This is a genomic window from Fredinandcohnia onubensis, from assembly GCF_002734285.1.
GTDB classification, from domain to species: Bacteria; Bacillota; Bacilli; order Bacillales; family Bacillaceae_L; genus Ferdinandcohnia; species Ferdinandcohnia onubensis_A.
The window spans coordinates 71,056-94,099 of the sequence record NZ_NSEA01000028.1; the positions used below are offsets into that span (position 1 = coordinate 71,056).

A 23,044-nucleotide genomic window follows, 5' to 3' on the forward strand; every position below is an offset into this window, starting at 1 on the left:
CAGTAATAAAAAGTTTCACTTTAAGACAAGCTAGTTTCTGATTTTTTTCTTATTTCTTTACGATAACCAGAAGGTGTTTGATTAGTTGTTCGTTTAAACACTTGTGTGAAAAAGGATTGGGAGGAAAAACCAATAAATTCAGCAATGTTAGCGATGTTGTAGTCGGTAGTTTCTAAGAGGATTTTCGCTTCTCGGATTCGCACCTGATTGAGATATTCAATCGGTGAGATTTTCATATCGTTTTTAAAGCAATGAGCGAGATAATATTTGTTAATATGCCCAACTTCAGCTAGAGTGTCTAATGAAATATCATCACGATAATTTTGGTTTATAAAATGAGTGATTAAGGAAACAGCCCTATTCATACTTTTTTGGTTTGTCTTTTTTACAGTAAACTTCTTTTCTCTTCTAAGTTTGACGATAAGAATTTCAATAATATTTTGACAAATAATCTCATATTCCTCATCACTATATTTTACTTCTGCTATTAATTTATTTAGGTAGAATAGAATATCCTTTCGATCCCCTTGATAAGTAAATACTCCCATTTGGCTATCCTGTTCTTCTTCCAAAGCAAATGATAATCCTTCTATGCCAAGTGCTATGTATTCAAGTGAATCTTGAGAATTTGACTTTTCTGTATGCTCGACATTTGGATTAATAATTACTAAGTCATTCTCTTTTACAGGTATCTCATGATTTGGAAGTATAAAGTAGCCTTTTCCTTTAACAATATAAAAAAGTTCAGTAAAGTGATGTGAATGTTGAGTACTATGCCAATCTTTATCGTATTCCGTTCGCGTAATATACAATAGTTTTATAGGCATCTTATTCGTATATGAATCTCTAACTTTATAAATCTCATAAGACAAACGATACACCTCCCAACATTTTCTAATTTAATTTTAACTAGGTTGTCAACAAAAAGCAATATTACTAAAAAAATGAACAAGATGTTTATTGTGAAAGCGTTTTAAAAACCTTAGGATTAAGATGTAAACAAATTTAAGGGGGCATTTAATATGAAAACTAAGAGACTATTACTTGCTATTACATTTTCACTGTTTTTACTAGTTTTAGCTGCTTGTTCTGGAGATAAGACGGGTTCCACATCAACAAGTGAAGGAAGCGGTAAAACAGAATCTAGTGAAAAAGTAACACTACATGTCGCGGCTTTAGAATCTGCTTATGGTTCTGACATGTGGACAAAAATGAAAGAAGCATATGAAGCAAAAAATGAAAACGTAACCATTGAATTAACTGTTGAAAAAAATCTTGAAGAGGTTGTTCGTCCAAACATGCAAGCAGGGGAGTATCCTGATGTTTTCTTGTTAGCAACAGGAAGACCCGAAGCGCTGACAGAAACCCTTATTAAAGAGAACGGCTTAGAAGATATTACCGATGTTTTAGATATGAAAGTATATGGTGAGGCCGTAACTGTAGGTGAAAAATTACTAGACGGATTTACAGATACACTGGCAACAAATCCATACGCAGATGGAAAAACATACTTAGGACCGATGTTTTATAGCCCAACTGGATTATTCTACAATACTGGATTATTCGAAGAAAAAGGTTGGGAAGTTCCAACTACTTGGGATGAAATGTGGGAATTAGGTGAAAAAGCTGCTGAAGAAGGTATCTCACTATTTACATACCCTACAACAGGTTACTTTGATACTGTAATTGGATCTATGCTTTACGCTTCAGGTGGAACAGATTTTTATAACTCAGCAATGAAATATGAAGATGGTGTATGGGAATCAAATGAAGCAAAACGTGTACTTGAAACAATTGGTAAGTTAGCAGATTTTACACATCCAAATACAGTTGCTAATGCTAACCCCAACGATTTTACAAAGAACCAACAACTAATCTTAGATAATAAAGCATTATTCATGCCAAATGGTACATGGGTAGTTGGAGAGATGGCAGAAGCACCTAGAGCGGAAAACTTCAAATGGGGTATGACCCCACTCCCTGCATATGAAGAGGGTGGAGAGCGCTATGCATTTACTTTCTTTGAACAAATTTGGATTCCGGCAGCAGCAAAAAATAAGGATGCTGCTAAAGACTTTGTAACATTTGTATACTCTGATGAAGCCGCCTCTATCTTTCTAGAAGCAGGAGCAGTTCAGCCAATCGATGGCATTACAGAACAGTTAGATGGAGATAACTTGATGTACTATAGCATCTACGATGATGGAGTATTACCAGCTATGGGAACATTTGCATCTACACAGCCTGTACCTGGAGTAAGTATGGGGGATACTTTATATGGTTCGATTGATAGTGTAATTAGCGGCAAATTATCTTATGAAGAATGGCAGAAGAAAATAGAAGAAGTAAGTGACAAACTAAGACCAGCTATGAACTAAGCCGTTTGGAAATAAGGAAGTGGTTAATAAAACGGTGAGTGTATAGTATACTCGCCGTTTTATTTATTAAGCGAGGTGGACATTTTGAATAAAAGGTTTTCACGAAATGTATTCATTGGAGTATGTATCACCCCAGCATTATTGTTATTAGTTCTGTTTATGGTTATCCCAACAATTGAAGTGTTTCGGATGTCTTTATATAACTGGGGTGGTTTTTCTAACAATAAACAATTTGTAGGTTTAGATAACTTTGTTCTCTTATGGAATGATATGAATTTTATTCGGTCATTTCAAAATTCAATTGTATTGATTGTGTTTGTTGCAGTTGTAACGATTGTGATTGCACTCTTTTTTGCATATATTTTAACGAAAGAAAAAGTAAAAGGCGGAGGTTTCTTTCGGGTTGTGTTTTACATACCTAACATTCTATCGATTGTTGTTATAGCAGGAATTTTTTCGGCGGTTTATGACCCAGATTCAGGTTTATTAAATAGTATTTTAAGTTTATTGTCTTTAGAAAATTTGGAGCAAAAGTGGTTGGGTGATCAAAATATTGTTATTTATAGCGTAGCTGGGGCATTAGTGTGGCAAGCAGTTGGTTATTACATGGTTATGTATATGTCTAGTATGGCAAGCATACCAGCAAGCTATTATGAAGCAGCATCATTGGAGGGTGCTGGGAAGTTTAAGCAATTTACGAGCATAACCCTTCCGCTTATTTGGACCAATATTCGTACCACATTAACGTTTTATATTATCAGTACAATTAACCTTAGCTTCTTACTAGTAGAAGTAATGACAGGTGGAGGGCCAGACGGCTCTACAGAGGTTTTCCTATTCTATATGTACGATCAGGCTTATACAAACTCTACGTTTGGGTATGGAATGGCAATTGGTGTAGTCGTATTTATTTTCTCATTTACCCTTGCAGCAATTGTTAGCCGAATTACAAAGCGTGACGTACTAGAGTATTAAGGAGGTACGAGAATAAATGAAAAAATCAAAAGGCTTCAGTACAGATACTCTATATAAACTATTTATCTATGTAGCACTGATTACGCTTGCAATTTCTATTCTTGTACCAGTGGCATGGGTATTTCTAGCTTCCCTTAAGGAAAACTCTGAATTTTATGGAAGTCCTTGGAGTCTCCCAATGGGGTTACATTTAGATAATTTTGTAGAGGCTTTCAATGAAGCTAGCATGGGTGAGTATCTCATAAACTCAATAGTAGTTACTTCAATGGCTCTGCTTATTCTATTAGTTGTTGCTCTACCTGCAGCCTATGTTTTATCTAGATTCCAGTTCAAAGGGAGTTCGTTTATTAACTCATTTGTTAAGGCAGGACTGTTTATAAATGTGAGCTATATTGTCGTCCCAATCTTTCTAATGCTACTGGATTGGGATGCAGCTGCAAGACTAATTATTGGAGATGGCTTCTTTTTAAATAACCGCTTTATGTTGGCACTCATCTACGCATCTACTGCGTTACCATTTACGATTTATCTGTTATCTAGTTATTTCCAAACGCTTCCTTCTGATTATGAAGAAGCAGCAGGAATTGACGGTGCTGGGTATTACAGAACAATGTTTTCGGTCATGCTTCCGATGGCCAAACCAAGTATAATCATCGTTATTTTGTTTAACTTCCTCTTATTTTGGAATGAATATATTTTGGCATTAACCTTAATGCCAGGTGAACATAAAACACTACCAGTAGGCTTATTAAACTTAATGGCAGCAGAACGCGCAGCAGCCAATTACGGACCGATGTATGCCGGAATGGTGATCGTCATGTTACCAACTTTAATTTTATTTATCGCATTACAAAAACGACTCACTCAAGGTATGACAGTCGGAGGATTGAAAGGATAGGTGGAATAAATGAACAATCAAAAAGGCAGAGTAACCCTCCCTAGCCAACAAAACTTCTTAAAAGAGACGAAAGAATTAATGGAACGGTGGGGTGCAGATGCTTTACGTGATAGTGATGGGACAAAGCTCGATGAAGAAATAAAACAGCTAAACGCAAAAATTTATACAACCTATTTTGTTGCCCGTGGCCATAACGAGTTTGCGAATCAGCATCTTGAAGAAATGCAGCAACTATATCTTATGTCTCAATTCAATACAGCAAACGAAACAAGACTGGAAATTGCATTTTTAGAAGGTTATTTTGAAGAACAGGTAACAGCCGATTATGTTCATGACCCTAAAGAATGGTGGGAAGTAATCGACCGGACGACTGGAGAATTAGTTAGTACAGAAAGTTGGGAAGTAAAGAAGGAAGAAAATACAGTCATTATACATGATGCTACACCATGGCATGAATATACTGTTTCTTTCTTAGCATATATGAAATGGGATCCTACTCATATGTATAATCATATCACCAATGATTGGGGCGATAAACCTCATGAAATCCCGTTTGATGTTCGTCAACCGCACTCTAACAAATTTGTGAAAGAAACACTTAAAAAATGGTTGGCTGAAAATCCTGATACAGATGTTGTTCGGTTCACAACGTTCTTCTACCATTTCACCTTGGTCTTTAATAATCTAGCAAAAGAAAAATTTGTTGACTGGTTTGGTTATGGGGCAAGTGTTTCGGTTGCAGCACTAAAGGCATTTGAAAAAGAAAAAGGGTATCGTTTACGACCTGAAGATATTGTCGACCAAGGTTACTATAATACAACTTTCCGTGTTCCTTCCAAAGCATATCTAGATTATATGGATTTTATTCAAAAGTTTGTTGCTCGGGAAGTTAAAGAACTTGTTGCGTTAGTCCATGAAAGTGGGAAGGAGTCCATGATGTTCTTAGGAGACAACTGGATTGGAACGGAACCATATGGAGATTATTTTAAGGAGACCGGTCTCGATGCTGTAGTAGGTAGTGTTGGAGATGGATCAACGCTACGGATTATCTCAGATATACCACATGTGAAGTATACGGAAGGACGATTTTTACCATACTTTTTTCCTGATACTTTTTATGACGGGAACGATCCAGTTCAGGAAGCAAATGCAATTTGGTTAAGTGCGAGAAGAGCTCTTATGCGAAGTCCTCTTGATCGTATTGGCTATGGCGGCTATTTAAGTTTAGCTTACAAGTTTCCAGAATTTGTAGAGTTTGTTGAAAACCTGACAAATGAATATCGTGACATTTACGACAAGATTAAGGGTGTTAAACCATATACAGGACTTAAGGTGGCCGTTTTAAATTCATGGGGGAAACTCAGAACATGGCAAACTCATTTGGTTGCACATGGAAAACCATATAAACAAGCCTATTCGTATCATGGAATTCTAGAATCACTTAGTGGTGCGGCAGTAGATGTTACTTTTATTAGTTTTGACGATGTGATTGAAAATGGTGTACCGCAGGATATTGATGTCATTATCAATGCAGGGGATGCTGGTACGGCTTTCTCCGGTGGAGAGAGATGGCTTGACGAAAGACTCACTTCGACCCTAAGAAAATGGGTTTATAATGGCGGTGGATTTATTGGAGTTGGAGAGCCGACAGCATATCACCGTGAGGGGCGCTACTTTCAATTGGCAAATGTCCTTGGTGTTGATAAGGAGTTAGGCTATAGCTTATCAACTAATAAATACTTTGTTGAAGCAGTTAGCTCCCATTTTATTACGGAAGATATCAGTGAATATGATTTTGGTGAATCCGTTAAAAATATTTATTCATTACGTGAAGATACGGAAATCATTGAGTACTCTGATGGTGAAATTCACCTTTCTAGTTCCTCTTTTGGTAAAGGAAGAAGCGTATATATTGCCGGCCTTCCTTATAGCTTAGAGAATACTAGGTTACTAATGAGAGCGATGTTTTATGCAGCACAAAAAGAAGCTGATTTTAAAAAATGGTACTCTTCTAATTTGAATTGTGAAGTTCATGCATATCCAGAAGCAAAACGATATGCAGTTGTAAATAATTCTACTGAAGAACAAAAAACAGTTGTTTATAAAGGCTCAGGCGAAAAAATAGAGATTAACCTAAATCCAAGTGAAATCAAATGGGAGGAATATTAACATGAGGGACCATGTGAAACTCATTCTAAAATTTGTGTTCTTTCTCTTTTGCTTATTCTTAATTATTTATGGACAAAAAACAGTAGGAAAGTTGGAGTTGTTTATTCAATTACTGGGTCTTTCTGGTTTGCTATTTCTTTTGTGGAACTATAATCGAAAGTTTGTTTAGCGTTGTTAGTGAGGAACAATGTCTGAACAAGGCTTCGGTGTTTGTTAGGATTCAAATCATATAAGTAGAAATCTGAACATATTACGCCGAAGCCTCACTTTAGGAAAAAAGAAAAGGAAGGGGAGGAATCTTGCATGAAATATGCAATTGGGCTTGATATTGGGGGAACTAAGATTGCTGCTGGAATCGTCAATGAAAAAGGTGACTTAATTCAAAAAGAGATTTTGCCTAGTGATCCCTCCGATCAAGAAAGAATGTTTTCACAGGTAAAAAAATGTGTAGAACAACTTCTGAATCATTCTAGTATTCCCATTGACCAAATTTATGGAATTGGAGCTGGGATTCCTGGGAAGGTTGATCGAGCTAAAGGTGTTGCCGTGTTTCAGAACAATCTTCCGTGGAGTAACTTTCCGTTTATAAGAAGAATCAAGGAATCATTGAAAATTGAAAATGTCGTCATTGACAACGACGTTTACATGGCAGCTTTTGCAGAATGGAAAGAGGCAAACCTTAATAAGGATGAGTTGTTTGTGTACTGTACCATCAGTACAGGGATAGCTATTTCCATTATTCAAGGAGGGGAGTTTATACGTGGAGCTGGTTTTGCAGGAGAATTAGGATTAATTCCAGTTTACGCTCCTGGTGAAGAAACTCCTGTCATGAGACTAGAAGAAACTGCTGCTGGACCTGCATTAGAGAAACGCGCAAAGAAGGTATACGCTGATGACTCGTTTACAACGAAGATGATTTTTGATGCATATATTGCCGGTGACCTTACAGCTAGAAAGCTAATTAATGATATGGTTACTTCCTTATCACATGGCATTTATATGATTAATAGCTTATTGGATCCGCACCTAATAGTGTTTGGTGGAAGTGTTGCATCAAAAAATTCATTCTTATTGGGTCTTCTAAAAGAAAGGTTAGCTGAATTCGTAATTGATGAACAGAAACATAGTTTAGAAGATTTGAAAATGAGTCACTTGGGAAATGAACAAGGTATTATTGGCGCAGGTTTACGAGTGTTTCACCCGTAACATATTTTTTCTGAAATTGATTAATCAGCCAATATTAGTAATGTTAGGAGGAAATCTGAATGTTTGAGCTAAAAGAATCGGAACTAAGTATCATAGGGGCAGCGATTACAACAAGGGAAATCAAACAGCAGCCTCAACTATGGGAGGAAACATTTCAAACCTATAAAGAACATCAATTAGACATTTCTTCATTTTTACTAAATATATCGGACCGTCACGAAAGGATTCGTATCATTTTTACAGGTGCAGGAACTTCTGCATATGTAGGTGATACGGTTACCCCTTATTTGAAAGAAAAGCTTGATGAGAATAAATGGGATTTGATGAGTATTCCTACAACAACCTTGGTATCCAATCCGTATCAATACTTTAAGAAAGATATACCCACATTATTAATCTCTTTTGCAAGAAGTGGAAACAGCCCGGAAAGTTTAGCTGCAGTCGAGTTAGCAAAAAATATGGTCAAGGACCTTTATCAGATTACGATTACATGTGCATCTGAAGGAAAGTTAGCTCTGAATGCAGAAGGGGATGAAAGTAACTTTCTATTATTAATGCCTTCAAACTCTAATGACCAAGGTTTTGCGATGACAGGTAGTTATACGTGTATGACATTAGCAGCATTACTTGTTTTAGATCCGCAAGCTACAGAGGTAAAAGAAGGGTATGTATCAACCATTTGTAAGATGGGAAGTAGCGTGGTGGAAAGGGAAGAGGATATTCAAAGATATGTTGATGCTGATGTTAGTCGTATCGTTTATCTTGGTTCGGGTAGTTTAGAAGGTTTAGCGAGAGAAGCACAATTGAAGGTTTTAGAGTTAACTGCAGGCCAAATTGCAACTGGATTTGATTCTTCTTTGGGATATAGACATGGACCAAAATCATTTGTTCATGAAAAGTCTAATATTTTTGTATTCGTATCTAACCATCCTTATACACGTAAATATGATTTGGATATGCTCCATGAATTAAAAGAGGATGCTGTAGCTAAGCATGTTTGTTCAATTGAAATAACTGGCGAAGTGAATTTCAATGGTGAAAGCTTTCAATTTAGTGAAGAAGCCCAATCAATCCCAGATGCATATATTGCGTTGCCATACGTCATGTTTGCACAGACGATTTCCTTATTGTTTTCAGTTAAGGTAGGCAATAAACCGGATACTCCTTCCCCGACCGGAATAGTTAATCGAGTAGTTAAAGGGGTTACCATTCATAGCTATGAATAATCCATAATAAAAGTTTGTCTATGGACTACTCGCAATTTATTTTCTAAGACGATGGCAATATGAATAGTAGAAAGAGGTGTAGCTAGTGATACTATCAGTAACAATGAATCCCTCTGTAGATATCTATTATCCGCTTGAAACCCTCGTGTTAGATGGCGTAAACCGAGTTGACATTGTCCGTAAAACAGCAGGTGGAAAGGGATTGAATGTGGCGAGAGTCATCCATCAATTGGATGGAGACGTCACTGCTACTGGGTTAATTGGGGGTACACTAGGAAACTTTATTGTTAATGAGTTAAACAAGCACGGGATTGTGAATGCCTTTATCGAAACAGAGAAAGAATCTCGAAATTGTATTGCTATTGTTCATGAAGGAAAACAGACCGAGATATTGGAATCTGGCCCAACTATATCTGTTGAAGAAGGACAGCTATTTCTTCAAAAGTTTGAGAGCTTACTAACAAAGGTATCTCTTGTTACGATTTCAGGCAGTCTTCCTAAGGGGATAGAATCATCTTTTTATCATCAACTACTTATTCTTTGTAACCAAAAAGGTATCAAGGTGATTTTGGATGCTTCAGGTGAGCCGTTACGACAGGCGTTATTACAAAGTGAGAAACTATTTGCGATAAAGCCTAATCTCGAGGAACTTGTTCATTTAATAGGTAGAGATGTCCATTTAGATAACAACGGATTAATAGATGTATTGAGTGATAATCTATTTGCAAGCGTTGAATGTGTGCTTGTATCGCTTGGTAGATTGGGTGCTTTCGTTAAATATAAGGAAGTCTTTTATAGAGTAAAAATACCAGAAATAGAGGTTATTAACCCAGTAGGTTCAGGTGACGCAACAGTTGCGGGAATGGCTGTAGCTCTTCAAAAAGAAGATTCTATTAAAGGCGTGTTTGCATCAGCAATGGCAGCGGGTATGGCCAATGCGATCGAGGCTGGTACTGGAACTGTGAATTTACAAAATTATAAGCGGTTTTATGACATGGTAGAAGTGATTGAAATCTAGCGAGAAGAGGTGTCTAACATGAGGATATCAGAGAAGAAACTAGGAGCAATGAAGCGACTTTCGGATGAAAATGGGATTATTGGTGCATTAGCGATTGATCAACGTGGTTCAATCAAAAAAATGATTGCGCAGCACGATCATTCAGGAAAATTTGGCGATGATGGCATTGTTGATTTTAAAAAGATTGTTTCAGAGGAACTAACACCATTTGCAAGTTCAATTTTACTTGACCCAGAATATGGGCTACCTGCATCAAAGGTACGTAGTCATAAAGCTGGTTTAATTCTTGCATATGAGAAGACAGGCTATGACGCATCTGAGCCAGGTAGATTGCCAGATTTATTGGATGATTGGTCTGTAAAACGCTTGAAAGAAGCAGGAGCAGACGGAATTAAATTCTTACTTTACTACGATGTAGATGAGGATCCAAAGATTAATGAATATAAACATGTCTATATGGAACGTGTTGGTTCTGAATGTGCCGGTGAGGATATTCCATTCTTTTTGGAAATCTTAACGTATGACGCAACTATTCAGAATGAAAGAGGAATAGAATTTGCTAAAGTCCGTCCTCACAAGGTAATCGGAGCAATGAAGGAGTTTTCAAGACCAAGATATCAAGCTGATGTTCTAAAGGTAGAAACACCTGTCAACATGAACTTTGTAGAAGGCTATGCTAAGGATGAAGAAGTCTATAGCCAAGAAGAGGCCAAACGTTTTTTTAGAGAACAAAACAAAGTAACTAACTTACCTTTTATTTTCTTGAGTGGGGGAGTTAGTGCAAAACTGTTTCAAGAAACACTTATCTTCGCTTCTGAGGCTGGTTCTAATTTTAATGGAGTCCTATGTGGCCGAGCAACATGGAAAGATGGGGTGGAAGCCTTTGCGAAAGAAGGAGAAACGGTAGGGAGTAAGTGGTTACAAACAACGGGTAGAGATAATATAGAAGCCTTAAATAGCGTTTTAAAAAAGACAGCAGTTTCCTGGTTTGGAAAGGTAGAAGGTAGTTTGGTTGAGAAGTAAAACTGGTATCTTTTAATTAAAGGGCCTGTCCCCCATCGTACGAAAGCGTTAGCGCACACGGGGGCAGGCCCTGCTTTTTCGGTTATCTAAGTTTTTAAAATTGTATTTCTTTTTCCTTGACTATTATATTAATAAAATATAGTCCAGTAATTTTTTAAAGCGAAAAAGGGAAAGAATCTTTGATTACCAAGTTATTAAACAAACATATAGTTTTCATCTAATGAAAAAGTATTATATGAATACTCCGATGGATTTTTTAAAATATTTCTGCTTTTTTCTTTAGTATTTCCTCCAAGAAAGTACTATGATACTATCTTATAGGTTTTGGAATTTGAAGATATTTCATCACAGATTAGAGTATTACTGGTTTTGATCATCACCCATTCCAAAATCATAAAAAATATTATTGGAGTGTATGATGAAAACAAAAGAGAATGTTCAAAGTGAAAATATGGAGCTCTTAATAGAAATCTTTCATCTTAGAAATACCTTAAGCGAAATATACTCTCGAAAGGGGCCAGATAATTCTGATTATCTTTCACTTTCAATAAAGTTAAAATTACTTGTTAATATGTATATTGATGAAAAAATTTCTATGTTGAAAGACGAGTTTATTTTGTCAAAACATCACTCAAACTAAAAGATAAAAAACGATGATATAAAGAGTGCCTGATACACAATATGTGGTGTCAGGCATTCTTTTTTGATATTAAAAGTCTCTAACTAAATATAGATATTCACCACATTAAGAAATGACAAATAAAACTAAAAGGAAATGATTATTTATCAATAAAAGAATGTTCACGATTTAAAGTTGGTCGCTAAAGCTACGGTTTTTTTAAGTTAAGATGACAAGAATAAATAGAAGGATTACATGCAGAAAATGCTAGATAACTTTTTTAAAAATATTGACTAGACACTAATTGGTGTCATATAATTTAGGACACCAATTAGTGTCATTTATATTTAATAAGGGGGGAGGATTTTGAACACTACTCACCAAAAACATGATGTTTTTGTAGCAATTGCAGACCCAACAAGACGTAAATTAATACGTTTGTTGGCAGGTGCAGAAGAATTACCTCTTCACGAACTAACTCCTCATTTTCAAATGGGTCGGACTGCTGTGTCTAAACATTTGGCTATCCTTAAAGATGCTGATTTAGTTACCAACCGTAAAATAGGTAGAGAAACAAAGTACCGACTAAATCCAGCTCCCTTACAGGAAGTGAAAGATTGGTTAGCTTTTTATGAAAAGTTTTGGAATGAAAGAGCGATATTACTAAAGAATATATTGGAGGAATAGAAAATGGCAGATTTATCATTAGATTTTCAATTTAAGAGCCCAATCAATAAGGTATGGGATGCATTAACACATTCGGATACACTTGCACAATGGGTAATGGAAAATGACTTTAAGCCAATTGTAGGATATAAATGTCAGTTTCGAAATAAGGATATAGATTTAATTGTTGATAGTGAAGTATTGGTAGTAGACAAGCCTAATAAGCTATCTTACACATGGGTAGGTGGGCCGGTAAACACGATCGTCACATGGACATTGAAAGAAGAAAATGGAACAACCTACCTACACCTTGAGCAGACTGGATTTGAAAATGAGAATGTTCAAGCGTTCAACGGTGCGAAGTATGGTTGGGCATATAAGATTGAAGAGCTTAAAAAAGTGTTAGAGGAAATTTGAACGAAATCATAGGAGGGTATAAGTTGGAGGTTTTTGTTAAATTTTTAGCGGGGATTGATGACCCTTTCCACAGAGAAAGAACAGAAGAAGTATTAACTTGGATAACAGATAAATATCCAAATTTAAAGAAAGAAATTAAATGGAATCAACCAATGTTTACGGATCATGGCACATATATAATTGGCTTTAGCGTTTCTAAAAAGCATTTAGCCGTCGCTCCTGAAAGTGTAACGATTACTCATGTAGAGGATGACATTGTAAAGGCTGGCTATGATTACACAAAGGAGATTATACGTATTCCTTGGAAAAGTCCGGTAGACTACACACTACTTGAGAAAATGATTGAATTTAATATTAAGGACAAGGCAAACTGTACAACTCTCTGGAGGAAATAGAAAAATATAGGGTAGCCCTTAGAAAGTGTATGAGGGCTTCTGTGAGTCTTAAAGGAGATAATGAAATGGGATTTTTTCAAGATATGATTGCAGTATTTAAAAAGAGACAATTAGTATTTAGAGAAAGCTATAAAGAATCAGATGATGTGTATACATTTGTATTTGAAAAAGAGAAAGATCTAACCTGGAAAGCAGGGCAGCATGGATTGTTTAGTATTACTCATAAAAAAGTGAAAAATCCTACTAAACCTTTTACAATAGCAGCTGCTCCAAGTGAAAATATTGTCAGGTTAACAATGAAAATAAATGATAAGCCAAGTGATTTTAAGAAGGCAATGTTAGAACTAAAACAGGGAATGACAATTGGTATGTCTGGTCCTTTAGGGTCATTTAATATAAACGATGATCGTCCTACTGTCCTTATTGCTGGAGGAATTGGAATCACACCGTTTCGATCCATCGTAAAGAAGATTGAGGCAGAGGGAAAAGGTAATAAGAAGCCAATTCACCTACTCTATATGGATAGTGAAAAGTCTTATCTATTTAAAGATGAACTTGATGCCAATAATGCCTCAATAAGTACCACGTATCTTGATTCTAGGGATAACTTACATCAGGAGATAAATAAGTTAGCTAATCTGTATCAGAACAATGGTCAATATTTGATTGCAGGGCCGAAGTCAATGGTGGATTCAATTTCTAGTTACTTACAAAATAATAGTATTTCAAAAAGGAATATCAAAAAAGATGCTTTTTATGGCTATTAAAGGATGAGTTGAGGAGTTGAGTTCATCCTCCCATCCTATTTATTCTTAAAACTGTAATAATAGGAACCCAGCTAAATAGAAATAAGAACACCTTCCTATATGAATAGGAACAACAGGTGATTTTTTCTTTTTGCAAATTCAGGCAAGATTAGCATATAGGAATTCACAGCAGGTTAGTATTATATAGATGAAAAGTGGCCGTTGGTACTGGCTTGCTATATCCCTATCGAGTGAAAAGTTGATGAAGTTATCGGTATAAATAGGAATCAGACTTCTTTGAGAACAATTAAGGAAAGAAAGAGACTTGATAACCTCATAACACATACCATAGCTTCAATAACTCTAACATATAATTACTCCTTAAGGGGATGGCGAGCTTGAGAAAAACAGTATTAATTGCTGACGATTCATTATTTATGAGATCTTATTTAAAAAGAATAATAGTCGAAGAAAACTATAAAGTTATCTCGGAAGCTAGCAATGGAGAAGAGGTTGTTCTCCAATATAAAAAATTTTTACCAGATGTTGTTTTTATGGATATAACAATGCCTAAAGTGAATGGTATTAATGCACTAATTGAAATTAAAAAATTTGATCCTAATGCAAAAGTTATTATGTGTTCCTCATTGGGGCAAAAATCATATATTATAGATGCGATTAGAAACGGAGCTACAGATTTTATTGTAAAGCCTTACTTCAATAATCTCGTAAATATATTAAGGAAGATCGAATATCTCCACTGTAACTCAAATAGATTGAAAGTAGAGTAGCAAAAGAAAGAGTCCAAACAGGCCGTATGGCCGATGTTGAGGGCTTGTTTTTGGAGAAGGTTGGTTTTTAAAAAATCGCTACATTTTTTTCAACAGATGTTTAATCACCAGCATCCATGTGTTGCCACATTTACTGGAAATGTGGAGTGAGTATCGCAGTTAATTTTTAAGTGAATCTGCAATTACTGCTCAAATCCATGGAGTGCGTAGCAAAAAACATAAGAACTTTCTTTTTTTCTAATGGAATATAAATGATAGGCTTAGAGGAGATTTTCCTTTAAGCCTTTTTGTTCACTAATTTGCCACAAAAAAATTTCAAAACGGATGCCCCTTTTTTACCACTACCTCTCTATAACAACGGTGAAAGGGTGGTGCATTCGTGTGAATTTAAAATCGGGCACAATTGATCAGTTTGAGAACTATTCAAATTTTAATAGTTTAAAGGAATTCAACAGACATATGGAGATGTGGATGCTTCAATATAAGGATGATTTTTCAAAAGGTGAGCTCGTTGGGTTAAAACGCCTTGTTCGTTATTCAGCAAAAATTCCAGGGGTTTGCAATGCAAAGATTGGTACGATGCTGAAGTCCATCCATGAGGAATACAATGGAAATGGCGTGTCTCGTTCTACTTTTAAAAGGATGATTCAAAAAGCAGTGGCTTTAGGTATTTTTACTGTTTATGAAACCGAGCGCAAGAATGGCTCACAATCTAGCAATCTTTACGTGTTTAATCGTTACCCTGAAATGACCTCGACCTATCATGAACCACCTAAAAACGAAATTTTGAACCTCCCTAAAGAAACTAGTAATCCTTTTGAAACTAAACAAAATATAAAAGAACGTAAAGACGCTCCTCTAGATTTTACATTTACGAGTGATTGGGTTCCTGTTTCCTTTGTGGAAGCAGTAAAACCATTTTTTCCTGAAGCAAGAACAATCGAGGAATATTGGAAAATGGCAGCCATTGCAGCCAGTAAAAACAATCGTGATTATGAATGTTTAGATATAATCGAGCTATCGATTAAAGCCTTCAAACAAATGCTTATCAAGCTAAAGAGAAATACTGTTCATAATCCTTTTGCCTATTTTTATGGAGTGTTATCCTGTAAATTGGAAGAGTTATACTATCAAGAATTAGAAGAATCAGAGGAGTATTTTGCGGAAAGCATTAGCGTGCAGCGAAAAGAAGCATCCCAAAAATCCGAGCTCTTTTTGTTACTTCAGGAAGTCTTGCCGCTAGCTTAGATGGCATAAAGGTAAAATTTGTGGTGTTGGTTTATAATTAATAAAAAACACATATTTGGGAAAATAAATGCAGAAAGAGGAATGTGAATGACAGTTGGAAGAAATGATCCATGTCCTTGTGGGAGTGGGAAAAAGTATAAAAAGTGTTGTATGAAAAAGAGTAACGTCGTGCAGTTAAGAGAATTTAAAGTAGAGCAATTTTATAAACAAAAGCATAGGTTAGTGAATCTACTCAGTGACTTTATCTATGAGAGGGTTTCAAATAAACTTTACTACCGATTGAAATCCGAATTTAAAGATAGAGCAAAATTGAAATCTGATAAAGACCTAGGAGGACTTTTAGACTTTTGGCTCTATTTTTTCTACCGTTATGAAAATGGTATGCGGGGGATTGAATGGTTTTTAACGGAAAAAGGGCAGCGACTCTCAGAAGAAGAGCTTGTAATGGCTAAAAGATGGGCCGAGCTTAGACCAAAGCTTGTTCAAGCTATTGATAAAACGGATTCCCATGTTGTTTTTCTAGATTTTTTCACAAAAGAAAAGTTTCTAGTATCTGCCTATCATGAAAATATTCCATTCTTTACTCCTTGGTATAGTACGTTGGCTTTACTTGAACCACTTGTAGACGAATTTTATTTTAATGGTGTTAGAACTCAGGCAAGTCCAAATGGATTTCATAAAGCGACAATTTTAGTGCAAAGTCTAATGAAGCAAACAGGACTGGATCACGAACAAGTATTTATTGAGTACTATCCTGAATTACTGGTAGCATTACGAGATGAAAGCGACGAAGATTTAGGTGAAAAGGAATTAGTTCAATATAATTATAAATTCCTACTTAATGACAAAGTTGTAGGGGAGAATTTCTTATATAACGAAGAATGTTTTAAGATTGATACTTGGGAGGATTCTTATAAAAAACTAGTTTGGCTGGATAATTTACACTTTTATGAGGATAGTGAACTAGAGGGCAGCCTACATATTGGGGAAGTTCTGGCCAGCATAGAACTTAAGAATACAACATTAACCTTTGTCTCTACTAACCTGAGTATCGTTAACCAGTTTCTAAGAAAATTGCAAAAGGCTAGAGGAGCATTTCAGTTGGTAGATGATCAGGAAGAACGAATTACCTTACCGATAAATGCTGAAGTGCAACAACTATCACTTGCTCTTGAAAAGGGTGTACCCGAATATTTTGGGATAATTGCACAAAATAAATGGAACCTAAAACTAGATGAGCCGATTCCAATTTTCGATAATTTGTCTTTAAGGCAATTAGTTGAAAAGGGAAAAGGAGATTTAGCTGAAGTATGGTTGAAACAATCGGAATATACCTTATATCTCCTTGTTTATCAACAATATGGAAATGTAGAGGTCACAGCTGATTTTAATACTGTAAGAAGAGAATTAGGCTTGGAGACTTCACCTTTTGTTACAGGTGGAAAGCAACGTCAGTCAAAACTTCTACCGGTACTTAATAAGGAACAACGTAAAACGGTTATTTTGGAACAGGATATACTGATTTATGAAAACTTAGGCTTTACTCCGAAAACGGTTGATAACTTCTATACAAAAGACCTCATTAAGTTTTATAAAGAAAAAACCGATGGAATGTCTGAAAGTACTCAAAGAAAATACCAAAATAGTCTTTATGATATAAGAGAAGTTTTGGAAAGAAGCACAGTACAGAATTGGGACGAGTGTAATTTTTCTTTCTGGCAAGAGTTTATTTCAAATGGAATATATAAGATAAATGATAGAGTCAGTAAAACAAAGCTGAATGACATGATTTCTACGGTAAAAGCATTAACAAAATGGTTGGAAAAAGAAAAGAAGTTTCAACATGCTAAACAAATTGCTGCCCTTGGAATGGAAACTCAAGTGATAAAGTAAATAAGATTCTACTGTAAAATTCATGAATTAAAGGGCCAGACCCCCATTGTACTAAAGCGCTAGCGCACTGGGTGTTAGGCCCTGCTTTTTTTTGCGTGGAACTATTTGTGAAACAAGAATTTTCGGGTCGTCACTGTGACTTATCTCTTTTTTTGTTCTTTAAATTTCAACTATTGCAAAATTTGTGGTATATTATAAAAATATTTGTCTAACAAAATATTATTCGTATGAATGCTGATAAGTGAAGAACTTATAACAGGTTAATTAAACCTCTTGAGAACACAACGAGGCTACCCTACCTTGGGTTTAGTGAGCGCAACGATTAGGTGAAGTGCATCTGAATTTTTCAGAAAAGGTGGAATAGTAAAATCAATCATTAGGAGACGATAGTTTATGCTATTACTTAATATTGATGAAATATGTACTACTTAGAAAAGCATTCATGCAAATTGTGAGATTAAAAGAGAAGGGCTGATTTACATATGAAAAAGACTCTAAGAGATAGTAGTATTATTGGGCTTGCGCTTTTTGCCACATTTTTTGGGGCAGGGAATTTAATTTTCCCACCATTTTTAGGGCTGCAGTCCGGGACGGGCTGGCTTAGCGGGAACATCGGATTCATTATTTCAGGGGTCTTTTTCCCTATACTAGCGATTTATATTATATCCCATGCTGGTGGTACTGTAGATCAATTGACTAAAAAAGTGCATCCTAAATTTTCGCAATGGATACTACTAGGTATCATGTTATTTTCAAGCTTTATTGCCATACCGAGAACGGGGGCTGTTACCCATGAATTAGGTTTTCAGGCAGTTTTCCCATCGATTCCAGCAGCACCTATTGTCATCATTTTCTTCGCGTTAACTTATTATTTTGTAAATGACAGGAACAATGTTATCGATAAAGTGGGAACTTTTTTAACACCTGCATTAGTTGTCATTTTAATTGCTATCATCATAAATGGAGTCATAGCCCCAGTTGGACAACCAGTGGACACAGAAATTTCAAGTAGTTTTGTTAATGCATTTCTTGGCGGATATCAAACAGGAGACTTATTAGTAAGTTTTATGGTTGCTAGTGTGTTTGTTTCACATCTTTTTGGCAAAGGATACCGGTCTGATAAGGAAAGAAATAAAATGATTGCATTTGCCGGGCTCATCGCCTTTATCTTTTTAGTTATCATCTATTCGGGGCTTTTATATTTAGGGGCTTCAGTTAGTGGGATGTATCCTGAAAACGTAGATAGGGCCGAACTATTATTAGGTATTGTAGAATCGATATTAGGTAAAGGCGGTCTCTACGGATTAGGGGTCGTGGTGGCATTAGCATGTCTGACTACTGCGATTGGCTTGACTACAGCTGTTGCGCAATTTTTTGATAGTTTAACAAATGGGAAGCTAAGTTATAAAACAACGGCTGCCATCGTTTGTGTCCTTGGCATTGCCATTGCATTATTAGGTGTAGATCGAATCGTATTTTTAGCAACACCGCTTTATGAGGCAATCTATCCGGTTTGTATCGTGGTCATATTGGTTGGGATTTTCCATAGGCACTTACCAAACGCTGCCTCCTTTCAAGGTGCCGTGTTCTTAACATTGATTATTAGCGTAGCAGAGGCTATGACATCAGCCGTAAATATACCATTTTTATCTCGTTTAATTGGGATGATTCCATTGAGCAGTAATGGGTTCGCATGGCTAATTCCAGCAATAATTGGATTCATCGGTGGAGCAATCATTGGAAGATTTAAAGAGAAGGAGAAAGCCTCAGGGCAGTCGATTGCAAATTAAAATTACATCCTCGAATTTTCAAAATAAATACATGTCCCTCTTAAAGCCCAATCAAAACAAGATTGGGCTTTTTGCCTATCACGTACCCGTGGAACAATGTGTGAAACAAGAATATTCGGGTCGTTACTGTGACGTAACCTAATTTTTAAAAATATAAGTTATTGACAATTTTTACAGATTATGAAACTATTGAATTATAAATTACACTTTCATTTCATTTTCACACTTCAATTAGATGTTCCTCTTGTTTTTATACCCTGTAACTAACATTTCCAGGATCAATTCCTAAACTATATTTTTACTTTATTCTATTTTTCCCTATTATACTTTTTTTAACTAACAATATTTATCAAAGTTAAGACTGAAAGGAGTGGTAACGAATGTAAACTAATTATAATTTTCATAGGTATTTTAAAGTGGAGAATACTATATCTGGAAATTTATGCTAATTGTAGGAGGAAAACTATGAGTCATGATATTTTAGGCTATGATAAAGCGGGAGAAGAAATTGCTTATGCACGTTTTAGCATGGGGAACTATAATGCTACTATACTCTACGATTTATTAGATGCAAATAATTACTATGCTGGAGTTAGTGGGTCTGGTGATAGTTCAAACTTTTCAATAAAACAAATAGAAAACGCCTTGAATTCTTACGATCAATTATATAAACATTCTCTTCCGGCATCTTGGGATCAAAAACAAATTCTATTGTTTTTACAGAATTGTTTAGCAACAGCACGAAAAGAGGGTAGTGTAGCGGTGTTTTTTGGTTAGTATTTCAGATTGTTTACTGAATCATCTATTTTACCACACATTTTAGTAACAATTCATTTCATTTTTATTCGTCTTCCCATTCCTTCCTGTCTTAAAACTTTCCTTTTAAATCAACAACAAAATATCACTACTTGAGCAACGGCAATTCGGCATGGAAAATGTATAAAAAACTACATTCTGAAAATCAAAACCTTGAGTTATATATCTTTCACATGAAAATTGAAGAAATAAAGGTAATTGACCAGCCTTATATAGGAGTACGGCGGAGTATGAAAATGAGATATAGCCTGCAATAACTTCTTGCTTTTTTTAAAACTTTTGAAAGATGTTATACTGAATAAAAAAAGGATGGTGATTTTATGAATAAAGTTTTCTCATCAGCAGAACTTCTAAAATATATTGATAAAATGGATCGCGATAATTCAGTTGTGCAATTTACCATTCCGGGAAAGGGTCGGTTTACTCTTGTTCTACAAGAGGAGGATGACCAGCCAATATTTGCAGATGTAAAGAAAAAACCACAGCTTGACATTATGTTTAAAGAAAGTGAAGCACAGTACAAGGAAGGACTTGGAATTACTACGGCAGACCTATTAAAGTCATTTTCTAAAAAGGATTTCATATAATGAAAACCCGTAATATTTAATAAACCAATCAGACCCTAATTAAGGAAAGAAAATTAACATTGAACCCCATCAACGACATCTCACGTATCGCCACAAACACTCCACAAACAGAATCAGTTGCAAAGTAAGTATTACTGAGTTAAGAACTGGTTTCTTTTTCTTCAATGTGTTAAAACTATAAGTAAATTTCCGGTAAAAAAATAAATAAAAAATCTATTTAGTAAAAAAAGTAATCAGTTATTGAATCTCTTAATTTGGAAGGAAGATGTGGAGATTTATGAAGACGGCCTAACCAAAAATAAACATTTCCGATTTTCGAATCTGATTTAATTTCAACCCGGTTTTTCCTCATAAGGAACCCGGGATTTTTTCTTGGAATAAATGAGCCTGACCCCCATCGTACTAAAGCGTTAGCGCACTGGGGGACAGGCCCTGCTCTTCATGTATAAATTGAGGCACTGGTTTAACAAGGATTGGACTTATTGCCTAACACCTGAGTGTGGAACTATTTGTGAAACAAGAATTTTCGGGTCGTCACTGTGACGTATACAAATGAAGAGCATTATGAAGCGAATATAAAGTAAGCTATAATAACAGAGAAATATGTATAGCTTAAGGAGAAAGCAATGAACAATTATAAATTAACGATTCAGTATGATGGTGGCCGTTACAAGGGTTGGCAGCGACTAAGTAATAGTGATAATACGATTCAAGGGAAAATTGAAAACGTATTAACAGAGCTGGCAGGAGAGAAGATGGAAATTATTGGTTCTGGAAGAACCGATGCAGGTGTACATGCTCTTGCTCAAATCGCTAATTTTAAGATGCGTAAAAATGCAACGGAAGATGAAGTTATGCAGTATTTAAACAGATATCTGCCTAATGACATTAGCGTTGTGGATGTTACGTTAACTCATGATCGTTTTCATGCACGCTATAATGCGAAAGATAAAACCTATTTGTATAAGATTTGGAACGAGCAATACCCACATCCCTTCATGAGAAAGTACAGTACGCATGTAGAGGAAAAGCTAGATATCGAAAAAATGAGAAAAGCATCTCAATATTTTTTAGGGAAGCATGACTTTACTTCCTATTCCAATGCGAAGTCGAAGAAAAAGTCGATGGTGCGTGAAATATACTCACTTGAGATCAATGAAAATGCAGGCTTTATCGAAATCAAAGTGCGAGGCAATGGCTTCCTTTACAATATGGTGAGAAAAATTGTAGGCACGTTAATTGAAGTTGGATTAGGTGAAAAAGACTCTGCTGCAATACCAAGTATTCTCGAATCAAAAGAAAGAATTCAAACAGGTCGTATGGCGGAAGCCGAGGGATTGTATTTGGAGAAGGTTGGTTTTTAAACCATCTTCTCCTTATTATTTTCAAGGTAGGGTGTACATCCTCGGTGAATGTGTATAGCAAAATGCAAGATGAAACGTACCAGAAGAACGAAAAAATTATTAATTATAAACTGGAATAACATAGAAAAAGAAAAATAAAATTTAAATAGGTAAAATATTATGTAATTTAACATGTAAATAGAAACATCTGAAAGGAGTTATGTTCTAATAATTTAATTAATAAATGGGAGATGGTTCAAGTGAAGTTTTTACAAACGAAGGCTTGGTTCCTATTGCTTCTCATACAATTATTAATGCTAATTATTAGTATTTCAGGTGAAAATGGACCAGTAGGTGAAGGTTCAGTTTTACAAGCGTATTTATCCAATGATCAAACAGATATTGGGATTGAATTAAAGCTACGTGGTTCATTAGTAATAGGTATGACAATACTTGGTATTGGTATTATTATCAATGCATATCGTAAAGGCCAACGATGGGCTTGGTATGCATGTTGGGTATACCCTTTATTCTTTTTGCTTCATATAATTGGTTTTGGTACATTCATGCCTGACATAATCTTTTTACTACTATCTCTAGTTGCGCTGTGGTTACCTCATAAACTCTTTTTTAATAAAACTAAGAGTTAACGATTGAAAAGAATGATTCTAACCCTATCTCTACTAAAACGTTTTTTTAGAATGTGTAATCTAATTAACCCCACCCATTAGGTTGGGGTTGAATTTTTGTTCCCCAGATAAAATATAGATAAGGTGTTACATAAACTACATGCATATGTAAGTTTAATAAACTTGGGTAGTGTCAAAAGTTCTATGAAAA

22 protein-coding genes are annotated in these 23,044 nt (G+C 35.5%); 21 read left to right on the plus strand and 1 reads right to left on the minus strand.

The features are described from left to right. Nucleotides 1-20 precede the first annotated feature (20 nt). Entirely contained in the window at nucleotides 21-872 is an 852-nt protein-coding gene (locus CKJ95_RS21490; protein WP_099355506.1) for an AraC family transcriptional regulator, read from the minus strand. A gap of 150 nt (nucleotides 873-1,022) precedes the next feature. Between CKJ95_RS21490 and CKJ95_RS21495 the strand changes: the two genes are divergently transcribed. The 21 genes from CKJ95_RS21495 to CKJ95_RS21595 all read left to right on the plus strand — a co-directional run bounded on the left by CKJ95_RS21495 (nucleotide 1,023) and on the right by CKJ95_RS21595 (nucleotide 22,854). Further along, entirely contained in the window at nucleotides 1,023-2,378 is a 1,356-nt protein-coding gene (locus tag CKJ95_RS21495; RefSeq protein WP_099355507.1) for a carbohydrate ABC transporter substrate-binding protein, read from the plus strand. 159 nt (nucleotides 2,379-2,537) lie between these two features. Next, entirely contained in the window at nucleotides 2,538-3,353 is an 816-nt protein-coding gene (locus tag CKJ95_RS21500) for a carbohydrate ABC transporter permease (protein WP_373604867.1), read from the plus strand. 16 nt (nucleotides 3,354-3,369) lie between these two features. Next, nucleotides 3,370-4,251 carry a carbohydrate ABC transporter permease gene (locus CKJ95_RS21505; protein WP_099355509.1) on the plus strand — a complete coding sequence of 294 codons (882 nt, stop codon included), beginning with the start codon at nucleotides 3,370-3,372 and terminating at the stop codon, nucleotides 4,249-4,251. 9 nt (nucleotides 4,252-4,260) lie between these two features. Beyond that, complete coding sequence (gnpA, locus tag CKJ95_RS21510) at nucleotides 4,261-6,420, plus strand: 1,3-beta-galactosyl-N-acetylhexosamine phosphorylase (RefSeq protein WP_099355510.1); 2,160 nt, start codon at nucleotides 4,261-4,263, stop codon at nucleotides 6,418-6,420. A gap of 1 nt (nucleotide 6,421) precedes the next feature. Continuing rightward, complete coding sequence (locus CKJ95_RS24105) at nucleotides 6,422-6,589, plus strand: DUF6903 family protein (protein ID WP_373604864.1); 168 nt, start codon at nucleotides 6,422-6,424, stop codon at nucleotides 6,587-6,589. A 134-nt stretch (nucleotides 6,590-6,723) separates the two neighbouring features. Next, the gene (locus tag CKJ95_RS21515; protein ID WP_099355511.1) at nucleotides 6,724-7,626 is read left to right on the plus strand and encodes an ROK family protein; all 903 of its coding nucleotides are present in this window, start codon (nucleotides 6,724-6,726) and stop codon (nucleotides 7,624-7,626) included. A gap of 59 nt (nucleotides 7,627-7,685) precedes the next feature. Next, complete coding sequence (locus tag CKJ95_RS21520; protein WP_099355512.1) at nucleotides 7,686-8,852, plus strand: SIS domain-containing protein; 1,167 nt, start codon at nucleotides 7,686-7,688, stop codon at nucleotides 8,850-8,852. Between the two features lie 85 nt (nucleotides 8,853-8,937). Continuing rightward, complete coding sequence (locus tag CKJ95_RS21525) at nucleotides 8,938-9,870, plus strand: hexose kinase (protein WP_099355513.1); 933 nt, start codon at nucleotides 8,938-8,940, stop codon at nucleotides 9,868-9,870. Between the two features lie 18 nt (nucleotides 9,871-9,888). Continuing rightward, complete coding sequence (gene lacD / locus CKJ95_RS21530) at nucleotides 9,889-10,893, plus strand: tagatose-bisphosphate aldolase (protein WP_099355514.1); 1,005 nt, start codon at nucleotides 9,889-9,891, stop codon at nucleotides 10,891-10,893. A gap of 985 nt (nucleotides 10,894-11,878) precedes the next feature. Continuing rightward, a complete protein-coding gene (locus CKJ95_RS21540) occupies nucleotides 11,879-12,199 on the plus strand; it encodes an ArsR/SmtB family transcription factor (protein WP_099355516.1) in 321 nt (106 codons plus the stop codon). A gap of 3 nt (nucleotides 12,200-12,202) precedes the next feature. Beyond that, nucleotides 12,203-12,595, plus strand: coding sequence for an SRPBCC family protein (locus CKJ95_RS21545; RefSeq protein ID WP_099355517.1), 393 nt, complete (start codon nucleotides 12,203-12,205; stop codon nucleotides 12,593-12,595). Nucleotides 12,596-12,618: 23 nt separating this feature from the next. Further along, a complete protein-coding gene (locus tag CKJ95_RS21550) occupies nucleotides 12,619-12,990 on the plus strand; it encodes an iron chaperone (RefSeq protein ID WP_099355518.1) in 372 nt (123 codons plus the stop codon). 65 nt (nucleotides 12,991-13,055) lie between these two features. Next, entirely contained in the window at nucleotides 13,056-13,757 is a 702-nt protein-coding gene (locus CKJ95_RS21555) for an FAD-dependent oxidoreductase (RefSeq protein ID WP_099355519.1), read from the plus strand. A 368-nt stretch (nucleotides 13,758-14,125) separates the two neighbouring features. Next, nucleotides 14,126-14,527, plus strand: a complete 402-nt coding sequence (locus tag CKJ95_RS21560; RefSeq protein WP_373604865.1) for a response regulator — start codon at nucleotides 14,126-14,128, stop codon at nucleotides 14,525-14,527. Between the two features lie 381 nt (nucleotides 14,528-14,908). Continuing rightward, entirely contained in the window at nucleotides 14,909-15,775 is an 867-nt protein-coding gene (locus tag CKJ95_RS21565; protein ID WP_257215890.1) for a hypothetical protein, read from the plus strand. An 87-nt stretch (nucleotides 15,776-15,862) separates the two neighbouring features. Then, on the plus strand, nucleotides 15,863-17,668 hold the full coding sequence (locus tag CKJ95_RS21570; protein ID WP_099355521.1) for an SEC-C domain-containing protein: 1,806 nt from the start codon (nucleotides 15,863-15,865) through the stop codon (nucleotides 17,666-17,668). A gap of 482 nt (nucleotides 17,669-18,150) precedes the next feature. After that, entirely contained in the window at nucleotides 18,151-19,458 is a 1,308-nt protein-coding gene (brnQ, locus tag CKJ95_RS21575; RefSeq protein WP_099355522.1) for a branched-chain amino acid transport system II carrier protein, read from the plus strand. A 465-nt stretch (nucleotides 19,459-19,923) separates the two neighbouring features. Continuing rightward, entirely contained in the window at nucleotides 19,924-20,235 is a 312-nt protein-coding gene (locus tag CKJ95_RS21580) for a hypothetical protein (protein WP_180271643.1), read from the plus strand. A gap of 359 nt (nucleotides 20,236-20,594) precedes the next feature. Then, a complete protein-coding gene (locus CKJ95_RS21585; protein WP_099355523.1) occupies nucleotides 20,595-20,861 on the plus strand; it encodes a hypothetical protein in 267 nt (88 codons plus the stop codon). Nucleotides 20,862-21,487: 626 nt separating this feature from the next. Beyond that, entirely contained in the window at nucleotides 21,488-22,225 is a 738-nt protein-coding gene (gene truA / locus CKJ95_RS21590; RefSeq protein ID WP_099355524.1) for a tRNA pseudouridine(38-40) synthase TruA, read from the plus strand. 239 nt (nucleotides 22,226-22,464) lie between these two features. Then, nucleotides 22,465-22,854: a hypothetical protein gene (locus tag CKJ95_RS21595; RefSeq protein ID WP_142353969.1), complete on the plus strand. Its 390-nt coding sequence runs from the start codon at nucleotides 22,465-22,467 to the stop codon at nucleotides 22,852-22,854. Nucleotides 22,855-23,044 lie beyond the last annotated feature (190 nt).

Bases quoted from the DNA above. Each gene is read 5' to 3' on its own strand.
- CKJ95_RS21495 (WP_099355507.1), top strand. From the start codon at position 1,023: ATGAAAACTAAGAGACTATTACTTGCTATTACATTTTCACTGTTTTTA.
- CKJ95_RS21500 (WP_373604867.1), top strand. From the start codon at position 2,538: ATGGTTATCCCAACAATTGAAGTGTTTCGGATGTCTTTATATAACTGG.
- CKJ95_RS21505 (WP_099355509.1), top strand. From the start codon at position 3,370: ATGAAAAAATCAAAAGGCTTCAGTACAGATACTCTATATAAACTATTT.
- gnpA (WP_099355510.1), top strand. From the start codon at position 4,261: ATGAACAATCAAAAAGGCAGAGTAACCCTCCCTAGCCAACAAAACTTC.
- CKJ95_RS24105 (WP_373604864.1), top strand. From the start codon at position 6,422: ATGAGGGACCATGTGAAACTCATTCTAAAATTTGTGTTCTTTCTCTTT.
- CKJ95_RS21515 (WP_099355511.1), top strand. From the start codon at position 6,724: ATGAAATATGCAATTGGGCTTGATATTGGGGGAACTAAGATTGCTGCT.
- CKJ95_RS21520 (WP_099355512.1), top strand. From the start codon at position 7,686: ATGTTTGAGCTAAAAGAATCGGAACTAAGTATCATAGGGGCAGCGATT.
- lacD (WP_099355514.1), top strand. From the start codon at position 9,889: ATGAGGATATCAGAGAAGAAACTAGGAGCAATGAAGCGACTTTCGGAT.
- CKJ95_RS21545 (WP_099355517.1), top strand. From the start codon at position 12,203: ATGGCAGATTTATCATTAGATTTTCAATTTAAGAGCCCAATCAATAAG.
- CKJ95_RS21555 (WP_099355519.1), top strand. From the start codon at position 13,056: ATGGGATTTTTTCAAGATATGATTGCAGTATTTAAAAAGAGACAATTA.
- CKJ95_RS21560 (WP_373604865.1), top strand. From the start codon at position 14,126: ATGGCGAGCTTGAGAAAAACAGTATTAATTGCTGACGATTCATTATTT.
- CKJ95_RS21570 (WP_099355521.1), top strand. From the start codon at position 15,863: ATGACAGTTGGAAGAAATGATCCATGTCCTTGTGGGAGTGGGAAAAAG.
- brnQ (WP_099355522.1), top strand. From the start codon at position 18,151: ATGAAAAAGACTCTAAGAGATAGTAGTATTATTGGGCTTGCGCTTTTT.
- CKJ95_RS21580 (WP_180271643.1), top strand. From the start codon at position 19,924: ATGAGTCATGATATTTTAGGCTATGATAAAGCGGGAGAAGAAATTGCT.
- CKJ95_RS21585 (WP_099355523.1), top strand. From the start codon at position 20,595: ATGAATAAAGTTTTCTCATCAGCAGAACTTCTAAAATATATTGATAAA.
- truA (WP_099355524.1), top strand. From the start codon at position 21,488: ATGAACAATTATAAATTAACGATTCAGTATGATGGTGGCCGTTACAAG.